General features: G+C 71.9%; 14 protein-coding genes. 7 read left to right on the top strand and 7 right to left on the bottom strand.

The features are described 5' to 3' along the window. Positions 1–10: 10 nt before the first annotated feature. A complete protein-coding gene (locus SCATT_RS31325; RefSeq protein ID WP_014151353.1) occupies positions 11–370 on the top strand; it encodes a hypothetical protein in 360 nt (119 codons plus the stop codon). 41 nt (positions 371–411) lie between these two features. Here SCATT_RS31325 and SCATT_RS31320 read toward each other — a convergent pair whose 3' ends face one another. Further along, positions 412–633, bottom strand: a complete 222-nt coding sequence (locus tag SCATT_RS31320) for a hypothetical protein (protein ID WP_014151354.1) — start codon at positions 631–633, stop codon at positions 412–414. 303 nt (positions 634–936) lie between these two features. Here SCATT_RS31320 and SCATT_RS31315 point away from each other — a divergent pair, with 303 nt between their 5' ends. The 3 genes from SCATT_RS31315 (at position 937) to SCATT_RS31305 (ending at position 3,525) form a co-directional block, all read left to right on the top strand. After that, positions 937–1,626: a transglycosylase SLT domain-containing protein gene (locus SCATT_RS31315; protein WP_231904911.1), complete on the top strand. Its 690-nt coding sequence runs from the start codon at positions 937–939 to the stop codon at positions 1,624–1,626. Between the two features lie 439 nt (positions 1,627–2,065). Continuing rightward, positions 2,066–2,683, top strand: coding sequence for a ScbR family autoregulator-binding transcription factor (locus tag SCATT_RS31310; protein WP_014151357.1), 618 nt, complete (start codon positions 2,066–2,068; stop codon positions 2,681–2,683). Between the two features lie 35 nt (positions 2,684–2,718). Continuing rightward, complete coding sequence (locus SCATT_RS31305; protein ID WP_014151358.1) at positions 2,719–3,525, top strand: MmyB family transcriptional regulator; 807 nt, start codon at positions 2,719–2,721, stop codon at positions 3,523–3,525. A 5-nt stretch (positions 3,526–3,530) separates the two neighbouring features. On the opposite strand, the gene SCATT_RS31300 is transcribed toward SCATT_RS31305, so the two are convergent. Further along, positions 3,531–4,352, bottom strand: coding sequence for a helix-turn-helix domain-containing protein (locus SCATT_RS31300; RefSeq protein ID WP_014151359.1), 822 nt, complete (start codon positions 4,350–4,352; stop codon positions 3,531–3,533). A gap of 526 nt (positions 4,353–4,878) precedes the next feature. Here SCATT_RS31300 and SCATT_RS31295 point away from each other — a divergent pair. After that, positions 4,879–5,775, top strand: a complete 897-nt coding sequence (locus tag SCATT_RS31295; protein ID WP_014151360.1) for a helix-turn-helix domain-containing protein — start codon at positions 4,879–4,881, stop codon at positions 5,773–5,775. Between the two features lie 58 nt (positions 5,776–5,833). Here SCATT_RS31295 and SCATT_RS31290 read toward each other — a convergent pair whose 3' ends face one another. Beyond that, positions 5,834–6,601, bottom strand: a complete 768-nt coding sequence (locus SCATT_RS31290; protein WP_014151361.1) for an SDR family NAD(P)-dependent oxidoreductase — start codon at positions 6,599–6,601, stop codon at positions 5,834–5,836. A 570-nt stretch (positions 6,602–7,171) separates the two neighbouring features. Between SCATT_RS31290 and SCATT_RS31285 the strand changes: the two genes are divergently transcribed. Next, on the top strand, positions 7,172–8,494 hold the full coding sequence (locus tag SCATT_RS31285; protein ID WP_014626896.1) for an ATP-grasp domain-containing protein: 1,323 nt from the start codon (positions 7,172–7,174) through the stop codon (positions 8,492–8,494). 64 nt (positions 8,495–8,558) lie between these two features. On the opposite strand, the gene SCATT_RS31280 is transcribed toward SCATT_RS31285, so the two are convergent. Beyond that, positions 8,559–8,939 (bottom strand): winged helix-turn-helix transcriptional regulator, encoded by a 381-nt coding sequence (locus SCATT_RS31280; RefSeq protein WP_014151364.1) that lies wholly within the window; start codon positions 8,937–8,939, stop codon positions 8,559–8,561. A 75-nt stretch (positions 8,940–9,014) separates the two neighbouring features. On the opposite strand from SCATT_RS31280, the gene SCATT_RS31275 reads away from it, so the two are divergent. After that, positions 9,015–9,944 carry an NADP-dependent oxidoreductase gene (locus SCATT_RS31275; protein ID WP_014151365.1) on the top strand — a complete coding sequence of 310 codons (930 nt, stop codon included), beginning with the start codon at positions 9,015–9,017 and terminating at the stop codon, positions 9,942–9,944. A gap of 371 nt (positions 9,945–10,315) precedes the next feature. Here SCATT_RS31275 and SCATT_RS31270 read toward each other — a convergent pair whose 3' ends face one another. The 3 genes from SCATT_RS31270 to SCATT_RS31260 all read right to left on the bottom strand — a co-directional run bounded on the left by SCATT_RS31270 (position 10,316) and on the right by SCATT_RS31260 (position 12,319). Beyond that, positions 10,316–10,603 (bottom strand): ribosomal protein L7/L12, encoded by a 288-nt coding sequence (locus SCATT_RS31270; RefSeq protein ID WP_014151366.1) that lies wholly within the window; start codon positions 10,601–10,603, stop codon positions 10,316–10,318. A 129-nt stretch (positions 10,604–10,732) separates the two neighbouring features. Then, positions 10,733–11,167, bottom strand: coding sequence for a VOC family protein (locus SCATT_RS31265; protein ID WP_014151367.1), 435 nt, complete (start codon positions 11,165–11,167; stop codon positions 10,733–10,735). A gap of 120 nt (positions 11,168–11,287) precedes the next feature. After that, positions 11,288–12,319 (bottom strand): aminoglycoside phosphotransferase family protein, encoded by a 1,032-nt coding sequence (locus SCATT_RS31260; RefSeq protein ID WP_014151368.1) that lies wholly within the window; start codon positions 12,317–12,319, stop codon positions 11,288–11,290. Between the last annotated feature and the right edge of the window lie 123 nt (positions 12,320–12,442).

Raw genomic sequence — 12,442 nt, 5'->3', positions numbered from 1 at the left:
GCTGCCAGGCGTGGTGGGCTCCCGCATCGGAACGCCCTCCCCCGCCGACCAGGCCGTGAGGGACGACACCTATCACCTCCCCGACAACAACCTGCTGTGGGCGATGGAGAACCCCCGGCTCGCCAACGTCGGCCCCACGCCGACCGGCGCGGCGGGGAAGCTGCTCCTGACCCGCGTGCTGCCGCGGCGCACCACCGTGCTGACCGCCATCAACTGCGGTGCCGCCAACGTGGCGCGGAGCAACCGATGCCGGAGGTGCCCCCGCCACGACTCCCGGCGGAGCGGACCCCCGCAGCGGATCACGCCTGCGGACGCGGCCACCCACCTCGTCACGGGCGGGACCGGCTCGACCCGGTACGGCATTTCGTAACGGAGGACGGCGAGGCGGCGGGAGGCCGACGGGGGCGGTGGTCATTCCCATGTCGCCTGCTTCAGCGCGACCCGGGCGGCGGGGGCGCTGCCGCCGAGGTCGGCCCAGTAGGGATGGGTGCTGATGCGGACGGAGAGCCGTTGGAGCCGACGGCGCAGGACGGTGGTCTCGGCTGGACGTTCGGTGGCCGCGAGCGCACGGTACGTGGCGTACCAGTCACGCTGGGCTTGCAGCAGGTCGTCGGGGAAGGCGTATGTGCTCACATCCAGATTGAATCACTTGTTCGATTTTCTCTGCATCGCACGTACGGGTGAATCGCGCCCCCAGGCGGAGCCCGCCTGCCGCCACCGCCGACGTCCCCCTGCCACCGCCGACGTCCCCCCGCCGCCGCACACGAACCCCCGCCGCCCCACGACCGCCCCGACCCCTCCTCGGCCCCCCGCCCCTCGTCGGCCCCCGCACCATGACGGCTCTGCCACAATCCACCACCGCCCCGCACCCCCGGCCCGCCCCCCGCCGTATCTTTCAAGGAGTCGTGGCCGGCGGCAGGCGGGCGGAGGAACGTGGTGGCACAGACGCGGAAGTCCCGGTGGTGGCTTGCCGTGGCGGGCGTGGCGATCGTGGCCGGATGCGCGGTGACGCAGGGCGGCCACGGGAACGGCCACGGAAGCGGGCCGGGTGCGGACCGGACGGGCGCGTCGGCGTCCCCGTCGGCGTCGGCCCCGGGCACCCCGGCCCCCACGCCCAGCGGCATGGCGGCCGGCAACCAGGATCCGTCGCGCTTCGCCAAGCAGGTGGTCAAGTACGCCGACCAGGCCGGGATCCATCCGCAGCTGCTGATGGCGATCCTGTACAACGAGTCGTACAAGCCGCACGATCCGGCGTGGGAGCGGGCGTGGCAGCGGATGAAGCCCGACGCGGCGTTCGGCATCGCCAACATGCACAAGGCGGCGTTCGACGAGACCAAGCGCGGACGCGACTTCGCCGGTCGCGGCTGGCAGGAACTGCCGGACGACCCGTCGCTGGCGATCGAGGCCGCGGCCTGGTACCTGCACGATCTCGCCCGCGATCTGCCGGACGCGCGGTCGGGTACCTACACCCGGGACGAGCTGCTGGCCCTGGGGTACAACGCCGGCCCCGGGAACATGGCGGCGTTCGCGCGCGGCGCGCACCTCGGCCCGGCGGCGCAGTCGTACCTGGACCGCCTGCGCGGGTACTGGTCGCTGGCCGGCCAGGTGGTGCGCCGACACGGCTGAACGCCCCTCGCCGACACGGCTGAACGCCCCACCCCGCGGCGGCGCCGAGGCCGTCGGCGACCAGCTCGCGGGCGGTGGCGTGGCACGGCGTCGCCGGTACCACGCAGGGCGCGGGGTCCTTCCGGTACGGGCGTTCACGCCACCGGACACCACCCCCGGGCTCCCGTCGTCCGACGGGCCGGGGGCGGGGGGTGGTGGCCGGTGGCGTGAACGCCCCGTGTTCGGCGGCCCGGTGGTATTCCGGCGGTCCCGGAGCCTGGCGCCCAACGGTGACGTTGGCTGTACTATTTGCTGATTCTCATTGCGTCACCTGCGGCGACCTGCCTGCCCCGGACCAGGCGCCCCGGCGGTGCGGTGAAACTGGCACCGAAGTGGCGCCCAGCCCGCCGGGCCAGCCGTGACCTGGACCGAGTCGGTGTCAACTGCGGGTGGTAACGAGATGGCACAGCAGGAGCGGGCGCTCAGGACCCGCCGCCTGATCGTCGAGGCGGCCGGGGCGGTCTTCGACGAGATGGGGTTCGCCGCGGCCACCACCAACGAGATCATCGACCGCAGCGGGGTGACCAGGGGCGCCCTGTACTTCCACTTCCCCTCCAAGGAGGCGATCGCGGACGCCGTCGTCGCCGCCCAGGACGAGGCGCTCGTCCCGCCCGAGCGGGAACTGCGGCTCCAGGCCGCGATCGACCTCACCATGTCCTTCGGCGACCGGCTGCGCCACGATCCGGTGCTGCGCGGCGCGGTACGGCTCGCCGTGGAGCAGGCGTCGTACCGCAAGCCGGACGCCTCCCCCTACGTCAGCTCGCACGCCGTGGTGCTGCGGCTGCTGCGGGAGGCGGAGCATCACGGCGAACTGCTGCCGGGCGTCGACCCGGAGGAGGTCACCGCGCTGATCGTCGGCGCCTTCACCGGCATCCAGGTGCTCTCGCAGGCCATCAACAACCGCGCCGATCTGCTGGGACGCGTCACCGTCCTGTGGCGGTACCTGCTCCCCGGTCTCGCGGTGCCGGCCCTGCTCCCGCGTCTCAACACCGCCCCCGAGGTCAGGATCGCGCAGTGACGACGTCAATACCGGGCAACCGCGAAGGAGACGGCGTGGACGACGACGTGGAAGGGCGCCCTCCGCAGGGCTGGGGCGCCTTCATCACCGCCGTCCGGCACCGGATGAAGCTTCCGCAGCGCCGGTTCGCCGCGTTGGTACGGGCCAGTGAGCACACCGTCATCAACTGGGAACGCGGCAGCACCGTCCCCAACCGCAAGCGCATCGACGAACTGCGTCGCCGCCTCGACCTCGGGCCGCAGGAGGAGGCGTTGCTCTACTGGCTCGCCGACCACTCCGGCCCGCCGGTGCCCGCCTCGTCCTCCCTCCACGACCTCGCCCCGCACCTGGCGGGCTGCAAGCTCTGGATCGACCGGCAGAGCGACCCCACCTGCCTGACCGACGTCGAGCGGAACGTCGTCCTCTACAACGAGGCGTACGAACTGCTCATGGCCGACATGATCGCCTCGGCGCCGAAGCCCAGTTGCAGCCCGCTGCACAACCCGCTGCGGTTCGTCGCCTTCCACCCCGGCGCCCGCGAGATGCTGGTGGACTGGTACGACCGCTGGCTGCTGCCGGCGCTGGCGCAGTTGTCGGTGGCGTTGCTGCGCTACCCCGACGCGGCCGAACTGCGGCGCATCGCCGTCGATCTGGAGGCCGACGAGATCACCAAGCGGGCCTTCGTCGACGACCTGCCCATCTGGCCCGGCCGTCCGGAGAACCTGCTGCACGGTGACGGCCGGCCCCGCCGGATCCGCCACCCCGACCTCGGCGTCGTCGGTGTCCATGTCATCGAGTCCGTCCCGGTGCCGGGGCTGGCGCGGGGTCTGCGTTCGGTCACGTTGCTGCTGCCGGGTGCGTGACCGGATCAGCCGCGCGACCCCGGCCGCGTCGGCGCCGGCTCCCTGGGCTCCAGCCGCCAGAACACGCTGCGGTAGCCGTGCAGGCCCTCCGGTTCCATGGAGCTGACGTGCACCAGGACGTTGCCGACGCGCGGATCGGGGTGGCTCAGCGGTCTGCGCGGCGGTGGCGCCGCCCGCCGCGCCGCCGCCGCGACCCGTGTCCAGGCACGGGCCACCGCGGGCCGGCCCGTCAGCTCCGCCAGCAGCCGGCGCGGCGCCGCCTGGTCCGTTCCGGTCCGCAGCCCGTCGGCGATCTCGCCGAGGACGGGCACGAGCCACCCGTCGTACCAGTCGTGGAGCACCCGGGGGGCGTCGGGGTGGAGGCACACGAAGCGGGCGAAGTTCTCCCAGGGCATGGCGTGCGGCATGGCGGCGGCGGTGGCGAAGGCGCTGGTGAACGCCGGGTTGCAGGCGAGGATGTGCCAGGCCGGGTCGCGCAGGTAGGCGGGCATGGCGACATCGTGGAAGCCGCGGCGCCATTCGTCGGTGAAGCGGGCGACGAGGTGGGGTGGGGGCACCGGCCGTACGGGGCCGGGGCCGGGGTCGGCGGCGCGGTCCGGGGCGGCGGGGACGAGCAGGCGTAATCGGTCGTGTTCGTCCGGCGTGAGACCGAGCGCGTGGCCGAGGTCCGCCACGCGGTCCGGGTCCACGCCGTGCCGGCCGCGTTCCCAGTTGCTGACGGTGCGGGTGCTGACGTCGAGCCGGCGGGCGAGGGTCTCCTGGGTGAGCCCGGCGCGTCGGCGGTGGGTGCGCAGGAAGCGGGAGAGGGGGGTGGGGCCGACGCACACCGGAGGTGTCGGGGTCGTCCCGGTTGCGGCGGTTTTGTCCGGGGCGGTGTTGTGCGCGGGAACCGTCTTCGCGGTTCCGGGAGTCGGATACCTGATCCGGATCGTTAGGGGCAACAGGGGCCCGGCGCCGACGGGTTGAGGGTGGGCGGCGGCGCGACGCCGCGGCCCGTCGGCACAGTCGTCGGGGGTGACCGGGGTGCGGGAGGTCATGTACGAGTACGCCTTCTCGGGGGCCGGCCACACGACATGGGCGGGACGGTACGCGGTGACCGCGGCACCGTGTGGTCGGCCGCCCGCCTCTGCTCACGGCAGCGGACCCGCACGGCTCGTCCCCCCTTCCCAGCCGCACGCCGGACCCTGGTCGGCTGGTCGAAGCTCCGATTGTGCCCCGGGGCCCGGGAGTTGGGACAGAGGGCGCTTTTCCGGGGACTTTCGTTCCCTATTATTCATGATTCAACAGGCATCGTTCACTTTTTGACACAACACGCGATCACACGTCGTGGATTCTCGCTGGAGGGGTGGGCGCATGGGAAACGGTCGACGCGGCAGACCCGTGGGCGCGGTGGCGCTCCGGAGGCTGACACCGACGCAGGAGGAGCGGCGCGAGAAGCTGGCCTTCCTCGGCCAGGCCCGCGAACGCGTGGACCGGTCGGTCTTCGAGGCCAAGTACCCCAGCGAGGTCCCGCGCCACCTGCCGGGCCGGGGCCGCCGCGCCAAGGGGCTGACCCAACTGGAGGTCGGCCGCCTCCTCGGCCTCCGGGACGGCACCTGGTACGCCGAACTCGAACGCGGCCTGATCTCCAACGCCCCCGAGGAACGCCTCCTCCAGATCGCCGAACTCCTCGGCCTCACGGCCCGCCAGTACGAATTCCTGCGCGTCTACGCCTGCCGCCCCCGCCCGCAGTACCAGCCGGTCACCGTGCCGGACGGCTACCGCGACGTGCTCGACCTCTACCAGGGCCCGGCCTACATCCAGGACCACTGCTGGAACCTGATGCCGCCCCGGATGTACAACGCGCACGCCGAAGCGCTCCTGGCCGGCATCCCCGACGACTTCAACTTCCTGCGCTGGATGCTGCTGAACGAGAAGGTCCGCAAGGCCCCGGAGAACGGCGCCGTGCACGCCTGGCTCCCCCAGTTCTGGGAGGTCTGGGCACCCCGCGCCCTGTCGGTGGCCCGTGCCACGTTCGTCCGCCACCCCGACGACCCCACCCTCGCCCAGCTCGACGAGGAACTCGCCGCCGACCCCGACATCGGCCCCCTCTACCGCGGCAAACTCCCCCTGTACGCCCACACCGACGGCGACCTGCGCCCCTTCGCCCACGGCACCACCGGCGAGGTCGGCTGGGTCCGCATCAACGTCCTCAACCCCCACGGCAGCGGTGCCACGCTGCTGTTACTCAACTGGAAGCCGGCCCGGTGAGACGGGTGTCCGGCCGGCCCGGGGAAGCGTCCGGCCTCCCCCGGGCCCGCCCCGCGTGTCACACCGTCTTGACGGCCCCGCCGTCGATGACGTAGTCGGTGCCCTGCATGCTGCTCGCCACGTCGGAGGCGACGAACGCGATCAGCGCGGCGACCTCTTCCGGCTCGATCAGCCGCCCGGTGATCATGCCGCTCTCGTCCGGCACCGTGGCGATGTACTCCCGCACGTCCGCGCCGTGCAGCTTCGCCTGCTGGGCTCCGTAACTGCACGGCCCGTCCCAGGCGGTGGTACGGGTGGGCCCGGGCGAGACGGTGTTGATCCGGACGCCCCGCGGGCCGAACTCCTCCGCCAGCGCCTTGCCCAGGGTGTTGAGCGCCGCCTTCGCCGCGGCGTAGTCCACCGGGCCGGTGGCCAACCGGGCGCCGATGGAGGACACGTTCACCACCCGTCCCCGGCGCTCCAGCAACGTCGGCAGCGCCGCCCGGATCAGCCGCACCGGCGCGAAGAAATTGAGCGCCCACGAACGCTGCCACGTTTCGTCGTCCGCCGAGAGAAAACCGGCCCGGGCGAATACTTCTCCGACGCCCGCGTTGTTCACCAGCAGATCGATCCCACCGAGTTCCGCCACCGCCCGCTCAATGAGATACGTACAGTTCTCGGCCACGGTCAGATCGACCGCGACCGGAATGGCACCGGTCTCGCCGAGTTCCGGGGAAATCGTCCGCGCGGCGCCCACCACCCGAAGGCCCTCGCGGATCAGGGTACGCACCACGGCCAGCCCGATCCCTCGGCTGGCACCGGTGACCACCGCGGTCCGACCCGCCATACGAAGGTCCACACGTCCTCCCGGGAGGATTACGGCCCCGAGGTTCCGGAGCACTCTGCTTACGTCGATCGGACGGCCAACCACCGCCGCCGGGCGAGGGGTTGATCACCATCCCTTCCCACCGTCGTTCCCGCCGACCCATATCTGATCTCCACGCCCCGCACAGCGCCACCACACACACCCCATGTAGTGACCACTCGTCCACGTTCCACACCGCTGTCATTCGCCATTCCGACGCACCACGCGAACAGACACGCCAATATGGTGACGGCGTGGAATCGTTCTTCATGAAACCTCCTTGCATGAACCCGCCGGTCCCCGCTTCGTGGCGCCCGCGCGCCCGGACCCGATAGAGATCCGGGTACCGGCCGAGGCGGTGGGGACGGGGCTCGGGGGCTGGTGTTCGGGGGGTGCTGGTGTCCGGGGGGCCGGTGTTCAGGGGGAGCGCGCCATGCCCGGTGCCCGTACGCCGACGTGCGGGCCCCGCTCGGACCGGTGACCACGCCACCCGTCACCGCCCCGTACCGCCGACCGCTCGCCGCCGCGCCGACCGCTTCGAGGAGACCGTCCGTGTCGCACCCCGATCCACGCCAACCCGACGCCATACCCCCCGAGTTGAGGGCGCGTCGTGGCGTGGCCGCCATCGTCGCCCCGTTCGGCACCGGACGGTTCTACGCCACCGAGTTCCGCCGCCGCGGCTGGTCGAGCATCGCCGTCACCCCGCCGTACACCACCCTCCCGCCCAAGCACCGGGTGCACCACGACGACTTCCTGCACGTCGTCGAGGACCACGGTGACGTGGCCCGCACGGCCGAGGCATTACGCCAACGCGACGTCCAGGCCGTGGTCGCCGGCAGCGAACTCGGCGTCCCCCTCGCCGCCGCCCTCGCCCATCACCTCGGCCTGCCCGGCAACCCCGTACCCACCGGCGACGCCCGCCGCGACCGCGCCGCCGCCCGCGACACCCTGGCCGACGCCGGCGTCCCCGTCGTCCCCACACTCTGCACCGACGACCTGGAGGAAGCCGTCGCGTGGGCCGCCCGCAACGGCCGCCGCCCCTACACACTCGGATCCGCCTCGCACAGCGCGGCCCGGGACTCCGGCGAACGCGTCTGCACCGACCACGACGACCTCGTCCGCGCCTGGCAGGCGATGCGCGGCTCCCCCTTCGCCCCGCCCGAGGACACCCCGGAGGCCCCCGGCCACCCCGCCCTCGCCGGCACACCCCTCCTGCTGCGCGCGGAGGTCACCGGGGCGCGTTACCTGGTCAACACCGTCAGCTACGCCGGTCATCACCGGGTGACCGAGATCTGGGCGGAGCACCGGATGGGGCGCGCCGGGGTGATGCTCTGCGGCCGGGCCGATCTGCTGCCGCCCGGCTCCGCCGTCGCCGGCGTCCTCACCGACCACGTGTCACGTGCCCTCACCGCGCTCGGCATCGCCTACGGAGCCGCCCACTCCGAGATCGTCCTCACCGACGACGGCCCCCTGCTGCTCACCACCGAGCCCCGTCCCGACAGCGGCATCGACCCCGTCGCCCTGCTCTGGGCCACCGGCAGCTACCACGCCCGCGACGCCGTCGCCGCCCTCCTCGATCCCCTCTCCCTCATGGACCGGCCGACCCGCGCCCCCAAATACACCTGCCGTATCGTCCTCGCCACCGACCGCGGCGGCTTCCTCAACACCGCCGTCCTCCAGCAGATCCTCTCCCTGCCCACCATCACCGGCACCGTCGGCCACCTCGTCCCCGGCTCCCGCCTCCACCGGACCCCCGGACTCCTCACCTCCCCCGGCGCGCTCATCCTCGTCGCGGACGACCAGACCGAGATCGAACGGGACGTCCAGGCGGTGCGCATCCTCGAACGGGACGGGCTGTACCAGTGGCAGCGGTAGGGGCTTCGGTCATGTCCGGGACCTTGCGCCGCGCCGGGATCGCCGGGGTGCCTCGGCGGGGGCGTCAGTTGCCACGGGCGACCGGCTCGGGATCGGCGTCCAACGCGTCGAGCACCGCGTCGCCGTGCTCCCTCGCCCACTCGGTCAGCATATGGATCGGCTCGATCAGCGTCGCCCCGAGCGGGGTCAGCTCGTACTCGACACGAGGTGGCACCTCGGCGTAGGCGTGGCGGCGGACGAGTCCGTGCGCCTGGAGCCGTCGGAGCGTCTGGGTGAGCACCTTGCGGGAGATGCCACCGATCAGCTCGATCAACTCGCCATGGCGCACCGGGCCCTTGCTGAGGCCGTAGAGCACGACCACCGTCCACTTGTCGGCGATCAGCTCGACCGCCAGACGCGCCGGACAGTCGGCGAGAAAGGGGTCGCCGGGCCCGAAACCACTCATGGCGCCAAAGGTACCTGCCGGTTCCTGTCGGAAACCTAGCCTGGGTGCTCTCCCCACTCCCACGTCAGGAGAGTCATGCGAGTCATCACCCAGCACACGCTCGGCGGCCCCGAGGTACTCACCATCGTGGACGCGCCGCAGCCCCGGCCCCTCCCGACCGAGGTCCTCGTCCGCGTCAAGGCGATCGGGCTCAACCCGCTGGAGGCACGCCTGCGCGCCGGCGAGTTCCCGCTGCTCGGACGGCCGCCGTTCGTCCTCGGCTGGGACATCAGCGGCGTGGTCGAGGACGCATCGGGGACCTGGCGGTTCAGGCCCGGCGACGAGGTGTTCGGCATGCCGCTGTTCCCGCGGGCGGCGAGCGCGTACGCCGAGGTCGTGTCGGCACCGGCGTTGCACCTGGCACGCAAGCCGGCGTCACTGTCGCACGTCGAGGCGTCGGCGCTGCCGATCGTGGGGCTGACGGCGTGGCAGGGCCTCGTCGATCTCGGCGGCGTGGCCGAGGGCGACCGCGTCCTGATCCACGGCGGTGGTGGCGGGGTCGGCCACGTGGCGATCCAGATCGCGAAGGCGCTCGGCGCGTACGTGATCGCGACAGCCGGTGGGAGCAAGCGGACGTTCGTCGAGGGGTTGGGCGCCGACGAGGTGATCGACTACACGGCGGTCGACTTCGCCGAGGCGGTCCGGGACGTCGACGTCGTGCTCGACACGATCGGCGGCGACACCGTCGAGCGCTCGCTGAAGGTGCTCCGCCCAGGCGGTCACCTGGTGACGGCGGTCGCCGACGAGGACGCGGACCTCGCCGCCAGGTACGAGGCGGCCGGCATGCGCTTCAGCGGCATCGGGGTCGACCCCGACCCGGTCGCCCTGCGCGGCCTCGTCCAACTCGTCGAACAGGGCAGGCTCCGGGTCCACGTGCAGGAGACGTTCCCGTTCGAGCGCGTCGCCGACGCGCACCGCCTGCTCGACAGCGGTCACCTCCAGGGCAAGGTCGTGCTCACCGTTTGATCCCGTGGTGGGCCGTGCGTGGGCTCCGCTGACGAGCGGCTGCTGACCGGTCTCGGGAATCGCCGGTGCGGCGGTTGGCGCTGGGCGAGGTTTTGGTCCGACTGGCGCGAGCAGGCTGGACCGGGTTTCGTGCTCGCGGCGGGGCCGGTGGCGGGGCTGGAACGGCTTGGCCGCGGTTGAACGGCTGGCGGTGGAGGGGGAGTTGGCGGTGCGATGGGCCGGGGGACGGTGCTGACGCGCACGACGTAGTCCCGGTCGTCACGCCGTACGGTCACTCCGTGGCCGAGGGCGAGCGGCTGGACGGGTTTCCCGATCGGCCTCAGCCGGCTCGGCGTCGACCACTGCACTGATTTCCCCGGGGTCAGGGACGCTCAGCTCGGCGATTCGGCCATCCGGTCCACGGCGTCCTTGGCTTCCTTCAGGTCCGCGTCCGTGATCTCCCGGTACGCCTTGATCGCCTCGATCTTCTTGCCCTCGGCGAGCAACGCCCGTACCCGGCTCAGTTCGGGCTCCGGCGCCTCGACGCCCAAGTGCGCCATGATCAGGTCGAGTTTGCGCTCCACCTGAGCGACCTTCCGTTCCACCCGGCCGACCTTGCGCTCGACGGTCGCGGCCAGCGTCAAGGTCAGGGCGATGAGGAGGTATACGGCTATGTCCATGAGGGGCGATCCTAGTGTGCCGACGATGCCGGACTTCGTCCCGGTGACGTGATATGCCGCCGATACGGTGGTGTGGTCGACGGGTTCGCGTCGGATTCGTCGCCTCGCTGCCCGGGCGCCCGTTCCGGCTCAACCGCGCGGTGGCGTGATCACCCTCTGTGCGGTCGTGCCGGGCCCGGTCAAGTAGCTCGCGTGCCCCTCGTCGTCCACGTCGAACGGATCCTCGGGGATGACGCAGAACTCGTTGCCCTCCGGATCGGCCATGACGAGGAAGCCTCCTGCCGCGTACTGCTGGAGCAGGTGTCCGCCGAGCCTTTCGATCCGGTGCTGTTCAGCTGCGGGATCCGGTGAGGCGAGGTCGAGGTGGACGCGGTTCTTGCCGGTCTTGGCCTCGGTGACCCTCTGGAAGCCCACCCCCGGTCCGTCGCCCCGGGCGAGCCATACGTACGGCCCGATTCTCGCCGCGACGGGTCGGCCCAGGAGCTGTGACCAGAACGAGGCCAGCCGTTCGGGGTCGGCACAGTCGATGGTGATGTCCTTGATCTTCGGATGGTTGTCCGCCATCCACTGATGGTCCCAGGTCACGGTGGTTGGGTTGCGGGGTGCCTGTTGCGGGGTGCCTGTTGCGTGGTCCGGGTTCCGCGTCCCGCATTGCGCGTTCTGCGTTCTGCGTTCTGCGTTCCGCTAGGGTCTGCGTCGCGGGAGCGGTTTGAGTGCCGGCCAGCGGGTGAGCATGGTGTCGCGCATCGATGTGGCGAGTCGCGCCAGCCCCTTCAGCTCTCCGCTGCCGGAGGAGGCCATCACGCCGACGACGCCGAGACGGTGGACGAGCCGCTGCCGGGCGGTGGCCGTACCCCATCGCCAATCCCGGTCAGGGAGGCGGGCCAAGTGGTCGGTCGTCCTCCGGTGGGCCCGCTCGACCAGTGCGTCGCCTTGGAGCAGCCAGCCCGCGCAGGCGTCGGTCAGATCGCCCTGGACGTCGGTGCCTGTCGCGTCGCGCCAAGCCGTTCGGTAGGTGGATTCGGCGGCGTTGAGTAGGGCCGGGTCGGGTGATGTGGCGCACCAGCAGGTCGGGAAGCCGATGCGTAGGTAGGCGAGTTCCACCAGTCCGTTGCCCAGCGTTGCCTGTTCGAAGTCGATGAACCGGACGCCGTCGGTGGTGTGCATGTCGTTGCCCGGGCAAGGGTCGCCATGTAGCAGAGAGTGACCGGGGGCGTGCGCCAGGCGCGCGAGGAGGCCGTCGAGTTCGGTTCGTACGCCTGCCGGCACCGCCACGCCGAGCGCATGAGCGAGCGAGAGGAAGGATTTGGCGTCGGCCTGGGTCGGGCCGGTCCAGTCAGGGAGCGTGCCCTTGGCGTCCGCCCCGGTGGCGGCGTGGAGCCGGGCCAGTGACGAGGCGTAGCCGATCACCCAGTCGTCGGGCGGCTTCCTCTGCTCCAAGTGCTCGAGCACGATGACGCGTTCGTGCGGATCCGTACCGAGCAGCGCGGGCACCACGGGCGGCTCCACCCGGGATGCGAGGCGCAACGCCGTCACCTCCCGGGCATACCTGTCGGCTGCCTCCGGGCCCTCGATGAGTTGCTTGACCACGACCCGGGTGCCCGACAGCTCGGCCTGCCACACCCGTGATCTCGGACTGCTGGCCAGCCTGCGGACGCGGCCCGGCGTACCCAGCTCGGCGCGCAGCGTCTCCCCGAACGGTAATCGAGACAGCATGGCGTCATCCTCGCATGGGCGTCCACGGGTGCGGGGTTGCGGGTGCTGGGTCGCGGGTGCTGATCTGCGTGATGTGGTGTGACGCCGGAGCGGGCGCTGCGGGGATCGCCGCTCCTCGGTCGC

Source organism: Streptantibioticus cattleyicolor NRRL 8057 = DSM 46488, from assembly GCF_000240165.1.
GTDB classification, from domain to species: Bacteria; Actinomycetota; Actinomycetes; order Streptomycetales; family Streptomycetaceae; genus Streptantibioticus; species Streptantibioticus cattleyicolor.
The sequence above is the reverse complement of the archived record's forward strand: the minus strand, read 5'-3'. Positions and strand labels throughout refer to the sequence as shown.